This window comes from Priestia sp. KCTC 13724 (assembly GCF_056820425.1).
Map to the genome: position 1 here is coordinate 1 of NZ_JBXDLD010000072.1, position 19,706 is coordinate 19,706.

Annotated in this window: 21 protein-coding genes; all 21 read right to left on the reverse strand. The window is 38.0% G+C overall.

Translation table 11 applies throughout. The annotated features are described in order from the left end of the window. Window positions 1-473: 473 nt before the first annotated feature. The 21 genes from codY to ffh all read right to left on the reverse strand — a co-directional run bounded on the left by codY (window position 474) and on the right by ffh (window position 19,700). The gene (gene codY, locus AC1UFB_RS09980; protein ID WP_025908993.1) at window positions 474-1,253 is read right to left on the reverse strand and encodes a GTP-sensing pleiotropic transcriptional regulator CodY; all 780 of its coding nucleotides are present in this window, start codon (window positions 1,251-1,253) and stop codon (window positions 474-476) included. Window positions 1,254-1,287: 34 nt separating this feature from the next. Then, entirely contained in the window at window positions 1,288-2,688 is a 1,401-nt protein-coding gene (hslU, locus tag AC1UFB_RS09985; RefSeq protein ID WP_025908994.1) for an HslU--HslV peptidase ATPase subunit, read from the reverse strand. A 15-nt stretch (window positions 2,689-2,703) separates the two neighbouring features. Further along, complete coding sequence (gene hslV, locus AC1UFB_RS09990) at window positions 2,704-3,246, reverse strand: ATP-dependent protease subunit HslV (protein ID WP_061784585.1); 543 nt, start codon at window positions 3,244-3,246, stop codon at window positions 2,704-2,706. Window positions 3,247-3,264: 18 nt separating this feature from the next. Beyond that, window positions 3,265-4,167 carry a tyrosine recombinase XerC gene (gene xerC, locus AC1UFB_RS09995; protein ID WP_482589112.1) on the reverse strand — a complete coding sequence of 301 codons (903 nt, stop codon included), beginning with the start codon at window positions 4,165-4,167 and terminating at the stop codon, window positions 3,265-3,267. Window positions 4,168-4,231: 64 nt separating this feature from the next. Beyond that, window positions 4,232-5,536: an FADH(2)-oxidizing methylenetetrahydrofolate--tRNA-(uracil(54)-C(5))-methyltransferase TrmFO gene (gene trmFO / locus AC1UFB_RS10000; RefSeq protein WP_025908997.1), complete on the reverse strand. Its 1,305-nt coding sequence runs from the start codon at window positions 5,534-5,536 to the stop codon at window positions 4,232-4,234. A gap of 239 nt (window positions 5,537-5,775) precedes the next feature. Continuing rightward, window positions 5,776-7,851, reverse strand: a complete 2,076-nt coding sequence (gene topA / locus AC1UFB_RS10005; protein WP_100346916.1) for a type I DNA topoisomerase — start codon at window positions 7,849-7,851, stop codon at window positions 5,776-5,778. A 154-nt stretch (window positions 7,852-8,005) separates the two neighbouring features. Further along, on the reverse strand, window positions 8,006-8,896 hold the full coding sequence (gene dprA, locus AC1UFB_RS10010; RefSeq protein WP_061784588.1) for a DNA-processing protein DprA: 891 nt from the start codon (window positions 8,894-8,896) through the stop codon (window positions 8,006-8,008). Window positions 8,897-8,957: 61 nt separating this feature from the next. Next, window positions 8,958-9,860 carry a succinate--CoA ligase subunit alpha gene (sucD, locus tag AC1UFB_RS10015; protein ID WP_025909000.1) on the reverse strand — a complete coding sequence of 301 codons (903 nt, stop codon included), beginning with the start codon at window positions 9,858-9,860 and terminating at the stop codon, window positions 8,958-8,960. Window positions 9,861-9,878: 18 nt separating this feature from the next. Beyond that, on the reverse strand, window positions 9,879-11,039 hold the full coding sequence (sucC, locus tag AC1UFB_RS10020) for an ADP-forming succinate--CoA ligase subunit beta (RefSeq protein ID WP_025909001.1): 1,161 nt from the start codon (window positions 11,037-11,039) through the stop codon (window positions 9,879-9,881). A 112-nt stretch (window positions 11,040-11,151) separates the two neighbouring features. Beyond that, window positions 11,152-11,430, reverse strand: a complete 279-nt coding sequence (locus AC1UFB_RS10025; RefSeq protein WP_025909002.1) for an EscU/YscU/HrcU family type III secretion system export apparatus switch protein — start codon at window positions 11,428-11,430, stop codon at window positions 11,152-11,154. Continuing rightward, a complete protein-coding gene (locus tag AC1UFB_RS10030) occupies window positions 11,427-12,944 on the reverse strand; it encodes a hypothetical protein (protein WP_100346915.1) in 1,518 nt (505 codons plus the stop codon). Before AC1UFB_RS10030 ends, AC1UFB_RS10025 begins: the two co-directional genes overlap by 4 nt. Window positions 12,945-12,966: 22 nt before the next feature. Then, window positions 12,967-13,731: a ribonuclease HII gene (locus AC1UFB_RS10035; protein WP_100346914.1), complete on the reverse strand. Its 765-nt coding sequence runs from the start codon at window positions 13,729-13,731 to the stop codon at window positions 12,967-12,969. Between the two features lie 116 nt (window positions 13,732-13,847). Continuing rightward, complete coding sequence (ylqF, locus tag AC1UFB_RS10040) at window positions 13,848-14,714, reverse strand: ribosome biogenesis GTPase YlqF (RefSeq protein ID WP_061784590.1); 867 nt, start codon at window positions 14,712-14,714, stop codon at window positions 13,848-13,850. A 33-nt stretch (window positions 14,715-14,747) separates the two neighbouring features. Beyond that, window positions 14,748-15,299, reverse strand: coding sequence for a signal peptidase I (lepB, locus tag AC1UFB_RS10045; RefSeq protein ID WP_482589116.1), 552 nt, complete (start codon window positions 15,297-15,299; stop codon window positions 14,748-14,750). Between the two features lie 120 nt (window positions 15,300-15,419). Continuing rightward, a complete protein-coding gene (gene rplS / locus AC1UFB_RS10050) occupies window positions 15,420-15,764 on the reverse strand; it encodes a 50S ribosomal protein L19 (RefSeq protein WP_025909007.1) in 345 nt (114 codons plus the stop codon). 189 nt (window positions 15,765-15,953) lie between these two features. Then, complete coding sequence (gene trmD / locus AC1UFB_RS10055) at window positions 15,954-16,688, reverse strand: tRNA (guanosine(37)-N1)-methyltransferase TrmD (protein WP_025909008.1); 735 nt, start codon at window positions 16,686-16,688, stop codon at window positions 15,954-15,956. After that, window positions 16,688-17,206 (reverse strand): ribosome maturation factor RimM, encoded by a 519-nt coding sequence (gene rimM / locus AC1UFB_RS10060; RefSeq protein WP_061784591.1) that lies wholly within the window; start codon window positions 17,204-17,206, stop codon window positions 16,688-16,690. The genes trmD and rimM overlap by 1 nt, the downstream gene beginning before the upstream one ends. Before the next feature lie 9 nt (window positions 17,207-17,215). Further along, the gene (locus tag AC1UFB_RS10065) at window positions 17,216-17,602 is read right to left on the reverse strand and encodes a YlqD family protein (protein WP_061784592.1); all 387 of its coding nucleotides are present in this window, start codon (window positions 17,600-17,602) and stop codon (window positions 17,216-17,218) included. Window positions 17,603-17,706: 104 nt separating this feature from the next. Next, the gene (locus tag AC1UFB_RS10070) at window positions 17,707-17,937 is read right to left on the reverse strand and encodes a KH domain-containing protein (RefSeq protein WP_025909011.1); all 231 of its coding nucleotides are present in this window, start codon (window positions 17,935-17,937) and stop codon (window positions 17,707-17,709) included. An 11-nt stretch (window positions 17,938-17,948) separates the two neighbouring features. After that, window positions 17,949-18,221 carry a 30S ribosomal protein S16 gene (gene rpsP, locus AC1UFB_RS10075; RefSeq protein ID WP_025909012.1) on the reverse strand — a complete coding sequence of 91 codons (273 nt, stop codon included), beginning with the start codon at window positions 18,219-18,221 and terminating at the stop codon, window positions 17,949-17,951. Between the two features lie 135 nt (window positions 18,222-18,356). Further along, on the reverse strand, window positions 18,357-19,700 hold the full coding sequence (ffh, locus tag AC1UFB_RS10080; RefSeq protein WP_100346913.1) for a signal recognition particle protein: 1,344 nt from the start codon (window positions 19,698-19,700) through the stop codon (window positions 18,357-18,359). Window positions 19,701-19,706 lie beyond the last annotated feature (6 nt).

Here is a 19,706-nt window from a genome sequence, read left to right on the forward strand (position 1 = left end):
GAGGTAATTCGTGATCAATTACCTCTATTTGTATTGGTTTTGGATAGGGATCTGAGTAGTTACAAAAAAAGTATGCTTCTTGTCTATACCTAATAAGCAACTTTTGTACTACATTACTAAAATTTATCATTGAATTTACAAATCTATTTTAACACCTTCAAAATAAATCCGGGCGCTTTTTTCGACAAAATACACCAAATATAATTAATAAGTCTCTAATAAATGACATTAAAAGTAATTTAATTAATTCTTAAACACTAAAATAATCAAAGTTAATCGTTTTTTTGTATAGTCTTAAAGAATTATATTTATTTAAATTAACTAGTTCTTTATGGACTATTTATATTTTAATTAAAAATGGTAATAGTTCTATTAACTCGCATTTTATATAAAAGAGGTACTTTTTTAGGATGGCGATCTTAACAAAAAAAGAGACCTTTGACTGCTAATCAAAGATCTCTTTATTCTAACGATTAGTTTGATTTTAATTTTGCTAATTCAACAAGAAACTTGCTGTTTAATACTTTAATGTACGTTCCTTTCATTCCTAAAGAACGCGACTCAATTACACCCGCACTTTCAAGCTTACGAAGTGCATTTACAATTACAGAGCGTGTAATCCCTACACGGTCAGCAATTTTGCTTGCTACTAATAAACCTTCATTACCGTTTAGCTCTTCAAAGATATGCTCGATTGCTTCTAATTCACTGTACGATAGTGAACTAATTGCCATTTGAACAACCGCTTTGCTACGCGCTTCTTCTTCAATCTCTTCCGCTTTCTCACGAAGAATCTCCATACCGACTACAGTTGCACCATATTCAGCTAGAATTAAATCATCATCTGCAAAGTTACGATCTAAACGAGCTAATACTAGCGTACCTAACCTTTCCCCTCCACCGATGATTGGAACGATTGTTGTTAAACCAGCTTCAAAAAGCTCTTTGTTTTCAACAGGGAACGCTGTGTATTCACTATTAATATCTAAGTTTGAAGATGTTTCAGAAATGTTGAATAAGTTTTGTGTATACTCTTCTGGGAATTGACGCGCTTCTAACATGCCTTTCATGCGGTCATTTTCAATCTGTTGCTTAACTGCGATTCCTAATAACTTACCGCGACGACTAACAACAAATACATTCGATTCAATAACTTCACATAAAGTTTCAGCCATTTCTTTAAAGTTTACGGGCTTGCCTGCAGCCTTTTGTAACATCGCATTAATCTTTCTAGTTTTTCCTAATAAATCCATTATCTTTGTTCCTCCTGAAATATCTATTCTATACCTATAAAATAAATTGACTTAAATCTTTATTTTTTGCAATCTTCTCTAACTTACTTTCCACGTATTGAGGAGTAATAACAATCTTTTCTAACGTAACTTCTGGCGCTTCAAATGATAGGTCTTCAAGCAGTCTTTCCAGAATAGTATGAAGTCTTCTTGCCCCAATGTTATCCGTGTCTTGGTTAACTTGAAAGGCAATTTCTGCAATCTTACGTATAGCATCGTCAGAAAATTCAATTTGTATACCTTCAGTTTCCAATAATGCTACATATTGTTTTAATAGTGCATTATCTGGTTCAACTAAAATACTCATAAAATCTTCTACCGTTAGTTTTGTCAACTCAACACGAATTGGAAAACGCCCTTGTAATTCCGGAATTAAATCCGAAGGCTTGGAAACATGGAACGCTCCTGCAGCAATAAATAAAACATGGTCTGTCTTAATTGCTCCATACTTTGTTACAATTGTAGAACCTTCTACAATTGGTAAAATATCACGTTGTACACCTTCACGTGATACATCCGCTGAAGATGAGTTACCGCTCTTTTGAGCAATTTTGTCAATTTCATCAATAAAGACAATTCCATACTGTTCTGCACGATGAATTGCTTCTTGCGTTACTTCATCCATATCAATTAGCTTTTGAGCTTCTTCGTTTGTTAACACTTTACGAGCTTCTCTTACCGTAAGTTTACGCTTTTTCTGTTTCTTTGGCATAAAGTTACTTAAAGCATCTTGCATATTCATCCCCATCTGTTCCATACCCGAACCTTGCAGCATATCAAACATAGAAGGCTGTTGTTCTTCTACCTCAATTGTTACATAATGATCCTCAAGTTCTCCAAGGGCTAACTGATGGGCAATTTGCTTGCGCTTTGTTTCAACATTTACTTCTTCTTCTTGTTCTGCTTGAGTATCGGCTTGCTGTGAATTATTGGAGAAAATCATTTCAAATGGATTCTTAAATGTCTGCTGCTTTTTCTTGCTTGGAACTAAAAGCTCAACAAGACGCCTATTGGCATTTCTTTGAGCACTGTCGGATACAGAAACCATTTTTTCTTCCTTCACTAAACGAACGGATGTCTCAACTAAATCACGAACCATCGATTCTACATCACGACCAACGTAGCCAACCTCTGTAAACTTTGTTGCTTCTACCTTAACGAAAGGTGCACCAACAAGCTTTGCAAGCCTGCGCGCAATTTCTGTTTTACCAACACCAGTTGGCCCAATCATTAAAATATTTTTGGGAACAACTTCGTCTTTCAAAGCTTCGTTTAATAAACTACGTCGATAGCGATTCCTTAGCGCAACCGCAACCGCTTTTTTTGCACTTGTTTGGCCAACAATATACTGATCAAGCTTTTCAACAATTTGTCGAGGCGTTAAATGAGAATTCATAGAAAATCCCCTTTCCTACAGTTCTTCTACAATAATTTGATTATTCGTATACACACAAATCTCACTTGCAACATCCAAAGCAGCTTTTGCAATTTCTTTTGCAGTTAAATGTTCTCCAGCATGCTGTTTTAATGCACGGCCAGCCGATAATGCATAATTCCCACCAGAACCGATAGCTAAAATCCCATCATCAGGCTCAATGACCTCACCTGTTCCCGAAACCAATAGTAAGCTATCTTTGTTCATCACAATCAGCATAGCTTCTAGTTTGCGTAAAACTTTATCACTTCGCCATTGTTTTGCTAATTCAACTGATGCGCGCTGTAAATTGCCGTTATACTCTTCTAATTTACTCTCAAACATTTCAAACAGTGTGAACGCATCAGCAACTGAACCTGCAAATCCAGCCAAAACCTGTCCTTGAAATAAGCGACGTACTTTTTTAGCTGTATGTTTCATCACAACAGCATTTCCAAACGTCACTTGCCCATCACCTGACATAGCACATTGACCATTATGTTGAACGGCAAAAATCGTTGTAGCATGAAATGTAGACATAATAACTAACTCCTCCTTCTATGCACGAGGATGATGATTCATATATACTGTTTTTAACCGATCCTTCGTTACATGCGTATATATTTGAGTTGTGGATAAATTTTCATGACCAAGTAGCTCTTGAACCGTACGTAAGTCGGCTCCTTCATTTAATAAATGCGTAGCAAAGGTATGACGTAAAATATGAGGACTAATATGTATGTTCTCTGCCGTTTTATTCATGAGTTTTTCAATAACTAAGCGAATACCTCTATCCGTCAATGTTGTTCCGCGATTATTTAAAAAGAGCGCATTCGTATTGGTAGCGCTTTTGCTTTTCAACTGCACTCGCCCATTCTGTATATATGTATGAAGAGAGTCTTTTGCATATTTACCAAATGGAACGTAACGCTGTTTTTTTCCTTTTCCATGCACAAGAAGCGTTTGAAGTGAAAAGTCAATATCACTAAGCTGAATGGCTGCGCATTCGCTCACACGAATTCCCGTAGCATACATTAATTCAAGGAGCGCTTGATTACGCTGGCCAAGCGGCGTAGTAAGATCATTTAACTCAAACAGTTTCATCAGCTCTTCCGCATAAAGAAAGCGTGGCGTATACTGATCTTTTTTCGGCAATGAAACAAGCGCAAACGGATTTTCAACCACTATTTGTTCACGATACAAATATCGATAAAGGCTTCGTAAACATGAAATCTTTCTCGACATTGATTTTTTTGAATATGACTTTTCATATAACCTTGTTAAAAACAGTCTTGCATCTGCATATGTAACATCTTGTAAATTTTGTATTTGTTCTGCTTCTAAAAAAGAGATGAATGACTCAATATCTTTTTTATAGCAATCAACTGTATATTGTGAATAGTTCTTTTCAATTTGTAAATATTCTAGGAAGGAATTTAAAGAAACTTTAACAAATTCCACTCATATCACCTCACAAGGGCTACTAAATATTATCACAATTCAGTAGCCCTTGCAAACAATTTCGTTATTTTGTTGTAAAATTCTGAATAGTTTCTAATGCTCTTGTAGCGAGCGCTTCATTTCGCTCTTTTTTGTTTTTAATACGGACTTCTAGCTCTTTAAACAAGCCAAAGTTTGCGTTCATCGGCTGGAAATTTTTAGCATTTGTATGCGTGATATAGTGAGCCATACTTCCAATTGCTGTTTCTTGAGGTAGGACAACTAACTCTTCTCCTAAAACGTAACGGGCTGCATTCATTCCAGCCATTAGACCGCTAGCAGCAGATTCAACATAGCCTTCTACTCCCGTCATCTGACCAGCAAAGAACAAGTCTTCACGTTCGCGATATTGATAAGTTGGGCGAAGTAGTTTCGGAGAGTTAATGAACGTATTGCGGTGCATTACTCCATAGCGAACTACTTCAGCATTTTCAAGGCCAGGAATTAAGCTTAATACCTCTTTTTGAGCTCCCCACTTTAAGTGCGTTTGGAAACCAACGATATTATAAAGCGTTCCTGCTGCATCGTCTTGGCGTAATTGTACAACAGCGTAAGGTCGTTTACCGGTTTTGGGATCTTCTAACCCTACAGGCTTAAGTGGTCCAAACAACATCGTTTTTTCTCCACGCGCTGCCATTACTTCAATTGGCATACAACCTTCAAAGTAGATTTCCTTTTCGAACTCTTTTAAAGGTACTACTTCAGCATCAATTAATGCTTGGTGAAACTTCGTAAACTCTTCTTTTGTCATTGGGCAGTTTAAATAAGCTGCTTCACCTTTATCATAACGTGATTTTAAATATACCTTGTCCATATCAATGCTGTCTTTTTCAATGATTGGAGCCGCCGCGTCATAAAAATAAAGATAGTCTTCACCTGTTAAAGTACGTAGCTGTTCTGATAAATCTTTTGATGTCAATGGACCTGTTGCAATAATTGTTGGGCCTTTTGGAATTTCCGTAATTTCTTCGTGTACAACTTCGACATTCGGGTGATTTTTTACACTTTCCGTTACGCGCGCTGCAAACTCATGACGATCTACAGCTAAAGCGCCACCTGCCGGAACTGCGCACGCATCTGCTGATTCAATAATAATTGAGTCTAGCTTACGCATCTCTTCTTTTAATACTCCAACTGCATTTGTTAAAGTATTGGCACGAAGTGAGTTACTACATACTAATTCAGCAAATTTATCTGTATGATGCGCTGGTGTCTGCTTTACCGGACGCATTTCATAAAGTCTTACTTTTAATCCTCTTTTCGCAATTTGCCAAGCGGCCTCGCTTCCAGCAAGACCAGCACCAATTACGTTAATTACTTGTTCTGTCATGTTCAATCCTCCAGCTAAAATATCAAACAAAGAAGTATTATAACATACCTTTTTTCTGTTTGTTTAATCGTTTATCTCCACTCGCTGCTACTTTTTTCTCAAAAAAATGCGACGCCATGTAAATGAGTCGCTAAGAACGTTTCCATTTTAGCACACTACCTCATGTCGTCGCACTTATATCCTTCATAATAATCAATCATTCATCGTTACAATTTATTCCAAATAACTAACCGCGCTTCTTATTGCTGCGTTTCTTCCTTATAATCACAGCTTGTGCAAACTACTTGCGTTCCTTTTTTCTGCTTTTTCTCTACAAGTAAGCTCTCACATTTTGGACACTTTCTAGCAATTGGCTTATCCCAAGAAATGAATTCACAGCTTGGAAAACGATCACAGCCATAGAAAGTACGTTTTTTCTTGGACTTACGTTCTACGATGTTCCCTTCTTCACACGTCGGGCACTTTACGCCAATTTCTTTGACAATTGGCTTTGTATTACGACATTCTGGAAAGTTTGAACATGCCATGAACTTTCCATAGCGCCCCATTTTAAATACCATTGGTGATCCACAAGCTTCACAGTCTTCTCCAGCAGGTTCGTCTTTGATCTCTACTTCACGCATTTCTTTTTCTGCTTTTTCAAGCCTCTTTTCAAAATCGCGATAAAATTCGTCAATAACCTTAACCCACTGTACGCTTCCTTCTTCCACCTTATCAAGGTCCGTTTCCATTTTAGCTGTGAATTCAACATCTAAAATTTCAGGGAAAAATTCTAAAATAAGTTCTAACACAATCCCACCAAGTTCCGTTGGTACAAAGCGTTTGTTCTCTAAAGCAACATATCCGCGTTTTTGAATCGTATCAAGCGTTGGTGCATAGGTGGATGGTCTTCCTATCCCTAATTCTTCAAGCGTTTTAACTAATCTCGCTTCCGTATAACGCGGTGGTGGCTGTGTGTAATGCTGCTTTGGCTCAATATCTTTTGAATAAGCTGTTTCCCCTTCTTCTAAGTTTGGAAGCTGCTTTTCTTTTTCTTCGACTTGGTCATCGCTACCTTCTACATATAGCTTCATAAACCCAGGAAACTTCACTTTTGACCCATTTGCTCGAAACGTTACGTCACCATTTTTTAAATCAACAGCCATTGTATCCATTACGGCCGAAGACATTTGGCTTGCTAAGAAGCGTTCCCAAACAAGCTTGTATAAACGAAACTGGTCTCTTGATAAAAATTCCTTCACATCTGCAGGTTTACGCATTGCCGAAGTAGGACGAATTGCTTCGTGAGCATCTTGTGAGTTGGCTTGCTTCTTTTCTTTTTTCTTTTCTTGTGCTAAATAGTCATTGCCATATGCGTTTAAAATGTACTCTTTTGCTTCTTCTTGCGCTGTTTCAGAGATACGGGTTGAATCGGTACGCATGTACGTAATTAAACCAACGGTTCCTTCTTTCCCTAAATCAATACCTTCGTATAGCTGCTGAGCAATCATCATTGTTTTCTTTGCTCTAAAATTCAGCTTTCGTGCTGCTTCTTGTTGAAGAGAAGAAGTTGTAAAGGAAGGAGCTGGATTTCGTTTTCTTTCTTTTTTTGTTACTTTTGAAATCTTAAACTCGTTACCTTCCATCGTTTGAAGAATGGCTTTTACTTCTTCTTCATTGGAAAGGTTTGCTTTCTTCCCTTTGTACTCAATTAGCGATCCTTCAAACTGATCGTTATCTTTTTGGAAAGTTGCTTGTACCGTCCAATACTCTTCCGGCTCAAAGTCCGTAATTTCTTTTTCACGATCAATGATTAAGCGTACTGCAATCGATTGAACACGTCCAGCGCTTAATCCTTTTTTCACTTTCTTCCATAGTAATGGACTAATGTTATATCCCACTAATCGGTCCAAAATACGTCTTGCTTGCTGCGCATCAACTAAATCCATATTGATTGCACGTGGATGTTTAAAAGACTCTTTAATTGCATCTTTTGTAATTTCATTAAATACAACGCGACAGTCTGATGCAATATCTACATCTAGGCTATGAGCCAAGTGCCATGCAATGGCTTCACCTTCACGATCTGGATCGGCTGCTAGATAAATCTTTTTCGCTTTTTTAGCTGCTGTTTTTAAATCTTTCAGTACCGGTCCCTTACCACGAATGGTAATATACTTTGGATCATAGTTATGTTCAGTATCAATGCCCATTTGACTTTTGGGTAAATCACGAACATGTCCCATCGATGCTTTCACTTTATATTTTTTTCCTAAATAGCGTTCAATTGTTTTGGCCTTAGCAGGCGATTCTACAATTACTAGGTAGTCAGACATCTATTTGCTCCTCCTCAAGAGGTAAAATAAAACCTTCATTATTATTAATTAATCTTTTTTTTATCATATTGTATCAAATACTTTTCTCTAAATTTCGTTATGTTTCAGTAATACTCTTTCATCTTACAAATCATACATCTTTCCAAATAAAAAATTACCTATGACTTTGGAATCGATGTAATTCACTTATTATATCTGTAGGGTTCTGTACAAGCTTCGCACCCATTTGAATCAGTTTGTTTACTCCTTTTGAAGCATCATCTGTAATAGGGCCAGGTATAGCAAATACTTCCCTTCCTTGTTGAAGTGCTTGATCAGCTGTAATAAATGAACCACTTCGCTCTTTAGCTTGAACCACAACTGTACCACTTGTCAAGCCACTAATAATTCGATTCCGCTTTGGAAAGTGCCACTTGGCTGGTTTAGTCGGTGGCGGATACTCTGACACCAATAAATGGTTATGAGCAATTTCATTTGCTAATGGAAGATTATGCTTTGGATAGATATTATAAAAGCCACTTCCTAAAACTGCAATAGTTTTTGCTTGTTTAGCAATGGCTAGCTGATGAGCAGCTGTGTCAATACCCAAAGCTAATCCGCTTACAATTACAAATTGATTATGAAGCAACGGAGCTAAAACCGATTGTATAGCATCATATCCATACTGAGTAGGCTGTCTTGTTCCAACCACGCTTAAACAATCTTTATACTGAAATAATGACAAATCTCCTTTACAGAACAAAACCCAAGGTGGATCATAGATATTTTTTAATAAATGGGGGTATTCATCATCAATAATTGTTATACAGTAAATACTTTGCTCTTCATATTTATTTAGAATATCTTGTATTGGAATAGTTTGCAAATATTTTTTCACTTGACATGCTCGATTGAATGGAACCTGAAGGATTTGCTGAAGGTCATTCGGAGAATAATTGTACAGATGTTGAAGAGAAGAATCATACTGAAGAAACGAAAAGATTTGCTTCCAAGTCAATAGCTGACAATGCGATAAGTGAATTATTTTTTTGCGCAACTCATCCATATCATCGACTCCTTTTATGGCATAGAAAATAGTCCTCAGCAAGGAGGACCATTTTTATGCTTTAATGAGTTTTACATTTTTCTAATAAACCTTGTTCTTTTAACACACTAATTAATGTCTCACCCATTACAGACGGCGTTTCAGCGACTTTGATACCGCATTCATTCATTGTTTTGATCTTTTCAGCAGCCGTTCCTTTTCCACCAGAAATAATGGCACCAGCATGACCCATACGTTTCCCTGGAGGTGCTGTTTGCCCACCAATAAACCCTACAACAGGTTTTGTCATGTTTGCTTTAATCCATTCTGCAGCTTCTTCTTCAGCTGTACCACCAATTTCACCAATCATAATAACAGCATACGTCTCTTCGTCTTCATTGAAGGCTTTTAGAACATCAATAAAGTTTGTACCATTAACCGGGTCTCCACCGATACCAACAGCTGTTGATTGACCAATTCCTGCTTCAGAAAGTTGATGTACTGCTTCGTATGTTAACGTACCAGAGCGTGATACGACACCAACATGACCTTTTTTGTGAATATATCCTGGCATAATACCAATTTTACATTCTTCTGGCGTAATAACACCTGGACAGTTTGGTCCTACAAGTCTAGTCTTTTTGCCTTCCATATAGCGCTTTACTTTTACCATATCTAATACAGGAATACCTTCTGTGATACAAATAACAAGATCTAACTCTGCATCAACTGCTTCAATAATTGAATCAGCCGCGAACGCAGGTGGCACGTAAACAACAGAAGCTGTAGCACCTGTTTTTTCTTTGGCTTCTAATACCGTATTAAAAACGGGAACGCCTTCAACTTCCATACCACCTTTACCTGGCGTTACACCACCGACGATTTGTGTGCCGTACTCTAACATCTGCGTTGTATGGAAAAGACCTACTCCGCCTGTTATACCTTGTACAATTACTTTTGTGTCCTTATTAATAAATACGCTCATTCCTATCCCCCAGCCTTTCTATTTCACTAGTGAAACGATTTTTTGTGCGCCGTCTGCCATTGACTCAGCTGCTGTGATATTCAGCCCTGATTCTTGAAGAATCTTCTTACCTAGCTCTACGTTTGTTCCTTCTAAACGCACAACTAATGGTAAGCTTAAGCCAACTTGTTTTGTCGCTTCTACAACACCAGTTGCAATTACATCACATTTCATAATTCCACCAAAGATGTTAACAAAAATCCCTTTTACATTTTGGTCAGATAGAATAATTTTGAACGCTTCTGTTACTTTCTCTGCTGTAGCGCCGCCCCCAACATCAAGGAAGTTAGCCGGGTCTCCGCCATAGTGCTTAATGATGTCCATCGTGGCCATAGCAAGTCCAGCACCGTTTACCATACAACCGATGTTTCCATCTAATGAAATATAGCTTAGGTCATATTTAGACGCTTCAATTTCTTTCGCATCTTCTTCATCTAAATCGCGATACTCTAAAATATCTTTTTGACGATATAGTGCATTTGAGTCGAAGTTTAGCTTCGCATCAAGTGCCATTACGTTTCCATCGCCTGTTACAACAAGTGGGTTGATTTCAGCGATTGAACAATCTTTTTCAACAAATACAGTATATAAACCAGCCATAAACTTAACTGCCTTACCTACTAATTCTTTTGGAATATTAATATTAAACGCGAGTCGACGCGCTTGGAAACCTTGTAGACCAATTGCTGGATCAATGTATTCTTTGAAGATTTTTTCAGGAGTTGCTTCCGCTACCTCTTCAATCTCCGTACCACCTTCTTCAGAACCCATTAATACAACTTGAGAAGTAGCGCGATCTAATACTAAACCAATATAGTATTCTTTCTTAATATCGCAACCTTCTTCAATAAGTAAACGCTTTACTTCTTTCCCCTCTGGACCTGTTTGATGCGTAACGAGCGTTTTACCTAAAATATCTTGTGCATATGTACGAACTTCATCTAAGCTTTTCGCTACTTTTACACCACCCGCTTTTCCACGTCCCCCAGCATGGATTTGCGCTTTAACAACTGAAACTTGAGATCCAAGTTCTTTAGCAGCTTCAACCGCTTCTTCTACACTATATGCTACTTTACCATTAGGTACTGCTACTCCATATTTTCTTAGGAGTTCTTTCCCTTGATACTCATGGATATTCATTTCCCATCCTCCTAACGTAATCAACCAATAAAATAGACTGCGCTTTCATTGTATAAAAATAATTGTCTAGTTGTCTACTATTCAATTAAAAAATATTAAAATAATTGGAAAATTATTTTTTCTTTATCTCTTGGTCCAGCTGATAAACAAACGCAAAAACCTCTGCCACCACTTCATAAAGCTCGCTTGGAATCTTTTCATGAATAGTTAGCGTGCTTACTAGCTCGGTTAAAGAAGCATCTTTTTGAACAGGAACGTTATGCTCCTGTGCCTGTTCAATGATACGCTTTGCAACTTCTCCACTTCCTTTGGCAACGATCCTAGGCGCCTCATCTCTTTCTTGATTATACGTTAGCGCAACCGCCTTTTGTTTTCTATCATTTATGCTCATATCAAAAAGTCAACTCCTCCTCTATACGAATAAGACGATGTAGACATTTTCTTTTCAATTGAACTTTCTTGTTTCAAAGGACGATAACTAACTCCTGATAGCTGGTAATCCAACTCTTCCAGCTTTTTTACTAAGCTTTTTGTAAACTTTTCACCGCTCTCTTTCAACAGGTCGGCATATTGATTTATTATCTGCAAAGTAATGATTCGATTTTGGATATTTACACTAATGACAACGTCTTGTAACGCTTCAAGGTTCACATAAAACAAAATATGACAATAATTAGGATTAACCCCTTGGTTTTCTTGTCTTTGACCACTCCATTGTATAGAAACATCTCTCCACTGTTTGCCAACTAACAGTGGAACTTCCATGTAGAAGTTAGACAGTGGACCATTGGCCTGTGATAGAAGTTGAAAACCAGTTATTCGAGATATAAGCAGCTCCATCTTCTCTCGAATACCTGCATCGTCGACCGATTTGACTTCTGAAGCTAAAAGGTTCAGAAGTGCTCCTCCACCTTCTTGTGATAATCCAAACGCGTGAAAGAAAGCTGTTAAGCGCTGTACTCCCATTAGTTGTTTGATTACCTCGCTATTAGAGTACTGGTCAATTGCTTTCCATGCATTCGAGAATGCTTCATACTCCCCAGCCTGTTCGTACACTTCTTGTGATAGCTGACGCACCATGTCAAAACCTTCACGAAAAGATTCTTGCACCTTGGCTAAGAATACAGCTTTCACTTCGCTTTGCTGTAAGGTAAATAAGCGTGAGGCTACACTTAATACATCTTCTTCCCTTTTACTCTTAGGAAACAAATTCAAATGTTGCAGCATTTGATAGGCTTTTTCGTTATGATTCGTCGCTTGTAACCAATTCACGAATGTTTTTTTAAAAGGTTCATTTTGAGCACCGCTAGCCTGAAAAAAGATTGAATCAATTACCTTTCCAAGCCCTGAGTTTGGATTATATTCTTTAATCGCTTGTAACTCTTTTGAAAAAGAGCTGCTTCCCATAACATTTTTCAATGCATCGAACACTTCTTTAGACAAGGGAAGACGCAGCTTTAACATATAGGTTAGAATTTCCTTCGTTTGTTCTGTCAAGCTCTCTTTTGCAAGAATATTACCGAGGTTATTTACCTTTTCTTTAGTAAGCGCATGTCCTTGTTCTACAAGATTAGACAACCACTTTTTGCTCTCTTTATTCACTTCAATTCTCAGTTCTTGCACTAATGATTCAACTAATTCAGAACCTTGTTTGATGGGCGAAATCATTTTTAAGTGCGGCAATTCTCCTTCTGTCGAAGTAACTTGAAACCAGTAGTTTTGTCTAACTATTAATGGGGCTTCCAATTTTCCTACCATTGTCATTCCGTTGAGCTTTAAAAGTGCTGTTTGTTTCGGAAAAAGTTTGAGCACCCGTCCAAGAACATGATCGCCAGCAGTAAGTGTAAGCGGCCTGGTACTATGACTAGATGCTGAGAAAAGCTGTTGAAAACCTGAAATTTTCATCATTCTTCCCCCTCTTTACCACTTATATTTTCTCTTTAATAGGTGCAAAAGAACGGCGATGCTCCTTTAAAATTCCATAGGTATCAATTGCCTCTAAGTGTTGCTTTGTACCATATCCCATATGCTTTTCAAATCCATATTCGGGATAAATTAAAGCTAGTTCCTTCATCATTCGGTCTCTTGTCACTTTTGCAACCACAGAGCTTGCTGCAATAGAAATGCTTGTGGCATCACCTTTAATGATAGACTCCTGCGGAATATTAAGCGGCAACTCCATAGCATCTATTAATAAGACTTGAGGCTCAATGGATAATCCCTCAATTGCTTCTAACATGGCTTTTTTCGTTGCTTGATAGATATTTAATTTATCAATAGTTGCTGCATCTACAATTCCAACACCAACTGCTACTGCTTGCTGACAAATCTGTTCGTAAAACTCTTCTCTCTTGGCTTCTGATAACTTTTTAGAATCTGTTAATCCAGGTAAAAAGAAGTCCCTAGACAAAATAACTGCGGCGGCAACTACCGGTCCTGCTAAAGGTCCTCTCCCTACTTCATCAACTCCTGCAATAAACTGTAAGCCTTGGTCATACAGTTTGTTTTCATATGCTAACATTTGATAGAATTGCTCTTTTAAGCTCTCAGAGGCTTGTATTTGTTTCTTTCTTTGTACAACAGCTTGTTGTACACCCTTGCGCTCATCTTGCTCATACTGCGCAAATAAGGGATCCTGAAGGTTGTCGATTGCTTGCAACGCCTGCTTAATGTCATTAATGTTTAGTTTCATCTTTTCCTCTCTCCTTACCATCCTTCTATATCGACTGTTCTGTTATTATTTTCAATCAATAAAAAAGCCGCCTTTACCTTACATAGGTAAAAAGCGACCTTAACTTTTTTTACAGCCTATTCTTCTGACGAAAGCTCAGCTGGATCATCAAACGTTAGCATTCCTAGCTTATCCGTTCGAATCTCTCTCAGCACCAGTTCGGCTGTTTTATCATAATCAACCATTCCACCGCTCATAATACAACCTCTTTTTGCTGCAATCGCATCAAAAAGCTCAACAATATCCTCTGGTATCTCCTCAAGACCATAACGCTCTTTAAGATTAACGGGATAATAGCGAGAAAGGAAGCGAAGTGCATAAACACAAATGTCCTGCATGTTAACGATTGTATCTTTAATTGCACCTGTTGTCGCTAATTTATAGCCTACCGTTTGATCTTCAAACTTCGGCCAAAGAATTCCTGGCGTATCTAAAAGCTCTAGCTCACTTCCCACTTTAATCCATTGCTGTGCTTGAGTCACACCAGGACGATCTCCTGTTTTGGCAATCTTTTTGCTTGCTAAGCGGTTGATAAGCGTAGACTTTCCTACGTTGGGAATTCCAACAATCATCGCTCGAATCGCACGAGGTTTTTTAATTCCTTTTGCTTTCATTCTCTCAAATTTTTCATGGAGAATTTCTTTTGATAAAGAGACAATTTGTTTCATCCCTTTTCCTGCCTGTGCATCAATCGCTAACGCTTGTACACCCTGTTCACGATAGTAACGCAACCATTCTTCTGTCATGCGCGGATCCGCTTTATCTGTTTTATTTAATAAGACAATGCGAGGCTTATTTACAATAATCTCATCAATCATTGGATTTCTTGATGATTGTGGAATACGAGCGTCTACTAGCTCATATACAATATCAATTAATTTTAGTTTTTCCGTAACTTGACGTCTCGCTTTCGCCATATGTCCCGGAAACCATTGTATTGTCATGTTCTACTCACCTTTTATCAATTACTACATTTTTTAATTAGATAGTCGAGCTTCAGATAGCGGCCAGTAAACTAAGCTTGTCTTTCCAAGTACTTGATCCATACTTACAAACCCAATTTGTCTACTATCCTTACTGTAGCGACGATTATCTCCCATTACAAACAAATGGCCTTCAGGTACTTCTCCTTCACCTGTTAAACCTTCTAGGGTAAAATCTTCTGTTAAGTTACCATCAATAACTTCTTTTTTATATTCATCAAGATATGGTTCTTCATACGGCTTTCCGTTCACATATAAAACATCATCACGATATTCAATATGATCACCCGGTAGACCAATAATTCGCTTTATGTAGTCCTTTTGTTCATCTGCATGAAAGACGATAATATCAAAACGATCAGGATCCCCAATTTTATACGAAAACTTATTTACAATCATGCGGTTCTGATCATGTAGAGTTGGCATCATTGATAATCCATCTACTACAATCGGCGCAAATAAAAAGTAGCGAATAACTACAGCTAATAAAACAGCAATACCAATGGCTTTAATCCATTCAAAAAATTCATTTTTTCCTCGGGCCATTCTCAGTCCCCCAACCTTTATATACTACATCTTTTATTGTATCTGAAAGTCACTGAAACACCTAATAATTATAAAAAAAATTTGAAAAAAGGAGCTTGTTTAACAAGCTCCCCTTCACGATTATCGAATTTCTTTAATACGCGCAGCTTTACCACGTAATTCACGTAGGTAATAAAGTTTCGCACGGCGTACTTTACCACGGCGCATTACTTCGATTTTTGCAATTTTTGGCGTATGAAGTGGGAATGTACGCTCTACACCTACACCGTAAGAAATCTTACGTACTGTAAATGTTTCGCTGATACCACCACCACGACGCTTGATAACAACACCTTCAAATACCTGAACACGTTCACGGCTACCCTCAACGATATTTACGTGTACACGTACAGTATCACCAGGACGGAACGTAGGAAGATCGGTTTTAAGTTGTTCTTTTGTAATTTCTTCGATTAATTTTTGCATCGCGTGTTTCAACTCCTTCCAACAGACGCTCATAACAATGCTTATAGATCATTGCAGCGGAACACCGTTATAAGTGACAAAAGCCTAGCAGCTCAAGCCACAAGATTTATCTTAGCACACTCTCATGGCGTATGCAATAAGAGAAATTATTTTTCTGTATCTTTTAAAACACATTGGGAACTCTTCGTCTTATTCACTTTCTTCATTTTGCAATTCAGCTATTATTTTCTTTTGCTGTGAAGAAAGCTCAAGCTGTTCTAGCATATCTGGCCTTCTTAGCAGCGTTCGCTTGAGAGACTCTTTTTCGCGCCATGCTGCAATTTTTTGATGGTCACCGCTCATTAAGACATCAGGAACCTTAAATCCTCTGAAATCAGCAGGACGTGTATAATGTGGGTGTTCTAACAACCCTGTGCTATGCGAGTCCTTTACAGCCGAATCCTGATTCCCTAATACGCCTGGCAATAGACGTACTACGCTGTCAATTACAACCATTGCCCCTAGCTCTCCACCGGTTAACACATAATCACCAATTGAAATCTCATCAGTTACAACGTGCTCACGGATTCGCTCGTCATATCCCTCATAGTGACCACATACAAAGATTAGATGCTCTTCTTGCGCTAGCTCTTCTGCTTTTTTTTGCGTATAGCGCTCTCCTTGTGGACACAGTAAAACAACGCGTGGCTTAGAGTCTTTTGTCAGCGCATCTACCGCATCAAAAATTGGCTGAGGTGTTAATACCATCCCTGCTCCGCCGCCATACGGATAGTCATCAACATTTTGATGCTTATTCGCTGAGTATTCTCTAAAATTTACCACGTTTAACTCTACAGCTTGCTTTTCTTGCGCTTTTTTTAAAATGGATTCACCAAACACTCCTTCAAACATTGAAGGAAATAAAGACAGGACATCAATCTTCATCAGTCTAATAACCCTTCCATTACTGTAATAATAATTTCTTTATTCTCAACATCAATCTCCTGAACAACTGCGTCGATATAAGGAATTAAAATCTCTTTTCCATCTTTTCCTTTTACAACCCACACATCATTCGCACCAGGAACTAAGATTTCTTTTATCTTCCCAAGCTCTTGACCTTCTTCCGTTTTAACAATGCAGCCAATAATTTCATGAAAATAAAACTCACCGTCTTCAAGCTCAGACAATTGATCTTCCGATACTTTCACCATGCTGTTCTTAAATTTCTCAACGTCATTTACATTTGGATACCCTTCAAATGATACAAGGTCAAAATTTTTATGCTTTCTATGCGTAGCCACAACTACCTCAACAGGTTCAGTTTGCTTTTCTTGGAACAAATAAAGTTTGTTTCCTACTTCGTAGCGTTCATCTGCAAAATCTGTGGTTGAGATAATGCGCACTTCACCTTTAATCCCATGTGTATTAACAATTTTACCTACTTTAAACCAATTATTCATTGTTCACCTCTATCGAATTTCAACGACAATGCCGTCTTTGATTACAATCTCTTTTTTTTGCTTTATATCATTCCAATTATCACCGATTTTCACTTCAAGCAACGAATCCATTTCTGATTCAACAAGCTCACTTCCTAACGCCAGGCGCTCTAGCTGTTCAATTTGAAAATCAATTACGTCTATTTTTTCAAGTCTGGATGAACGCTCTTTTTCAAACTGGGTATGAAGCAAAGATGATTGAGTTTTTTTTGTTTTCTCTATTTGTTTCAGTTGAAACTTAAGCTGCTCTAACTCTTTTTGCAGCTCGACTTTTCGCTGAGAGAAACGATTATGTAGTAACGCCTTGCTGCTTTCCGTCACAACTTGCTTCACAACAACCTTTTGAATAATTTGCATCAAACCCCTCCTCTTCATCCTACGATTCTTATTAAACCATTTCTATCCGTCATTTGAGAAGTAGTTACATAAAAAAAAGGGGGAGGTTATCCCTCTCCCTTTTTTCACTCTTGAATTTTCACATGCACTTTTTTATCTAATTGCGATGCCGCCGCAGAGACAACAGTCCGAATCGCTTTGGCAACCCGCCCTTGCTTTCCAATAATCTTTCCGATATCTTCTTTGTGAACTTCAATGAAGTACGTCACTTGATGTTCTTCACTTACTTCTTTCACTCGGACTTCATCTGGATAATCAACAAGTGGCTTAACAATCGTTTCAATTAGTGATGTCATCGCGAGTATAATTATTTTCCTAATTTAGCGTTATGGAATTTCTCCATGATGCCTTCGTTAGAGAAAAGGTTACGTACTGTATCAGATGGTTTTGCACCATTTTGTAACCATTTAAGAGCTAACTCTTCATCAATTTTAACTTCAGCTGGTTGAGCTACTGGATTGTAAGTCCCAACCACTTCGATGTAACGTCCATCACGTGGTGAACGAGAGTCTGCTGCTACGATACGATAGAAAGGAGATTTTTTAGCTCCCATACGTTTTAAACGAATTTTTACTGCCATTTTTAAAGCACCTCCGAATATGTTTCAACAAGATAATATAATATCAAAAAGATAAAATGTTTGTAAAGGTTTTTTTCTTAACAGTATAAAAAATATTTTATTCTGTTTATTTTTACAACTAAATTTAGTGACAAATTAAGAAAAGAAAGGTAATTTCATGCCCTTTTTCTTCCCTTTAGACATGTTTGTCATTTGCTTCATCATTTTCTTCATGTCTTCAAACTGCTTCAATAGTCGGTTAACCTCTTGAACCGATCGACCGCTACCTTTTGCAATGCGTTTTCGTCGACTAGCGTTAATGATTTCAGGATTTGTTTTTTCAGCTTTTGTCATGGAACGAATAATCGCTTCTACATGACTAATTTGCTTTTCATCTACCTGTAAGTTCTTAAGGCCTTTCATTTTATTAGCACCTGGAAGCATGCCAATAAGTTCATCTAACGGCCCCATTTGACGAACTTGAGCAAGCTGCTCTAAAAAGTCATCAAATGTAAACGACTGCGTACGCAGTTTCGCTTCAAGCTCTTTAGCTTTTTCTTCATCTACGTTAGCCTGCGCTTTTTCAATCAGCGTAAGAACGTCTCCCATTCCTAAGATACGAGAAGCCATACGCTCTGGATGGAATGCATCGATTGCATCCATCTTTTCACCCAAACCAACAAACTTAATCGGTGTATTGGTAACTGCACGAATTGATAAAGCCGCACCACCGCGCGTATCTCCATCTAGCTTCGTTAATACCACACCTGTTAAGCCAAGCTGTTTATTAAAGCTATCAGCTACGTTTACAGCATCCTGACCCGTCATTGCATCGACAACTAAGAAAATTTCATGAGGGTTTGTGAGCTCTTTAATTTGCTCTAACTCTTCCATTAAATTTTCATCTACATGCAAACGTCCGGCTGTATCAATTAATACATAATCATGATGCTCTTCTTTAGCATAAGCAATGGCCTGCTTTGCAATTTCAACGGGACTTACTTGATCTCCCAGTGAAAAAACAGACATACTTAACTGCTTTCCAAGCGTCTCAAGCTGTTTAATCGCCGCAGGGCGATATACATCAGCTGCTACAAGCAATGGGTTGCGGTTATGTTTCTTACGCAGTAGGTTAGCTAGCTTACCAGTAGTTGTCGTTTTACCTGCACCTTGAAGTCCTACCATCATAATAACCGTAGGAGCCTTTGGAGCCACTGCAATTTTGCTTTGTTCGCCGCCCATCAGTGCTGTTAATTCTTCTTGTACAACTTTAATAACCTGTTGACCAGGCGTTAAGCTTTTTAATACGTCTTGACCTACTGCGCGCTCACTTACTCGCTTAATGAAGTTTTTTACTACTTTAAAGTTTACATCCGCCTCTAAAAGGGCTAGGCGTACCTCACGCATCATTTCCTTAACATCTGCTTCAGTTACTTTACCTTTTCCCTTTAGCTTTTGTAACGTGCTTTGCAAACGGTCGGCTAATCCTTCAAATGCCATATATGC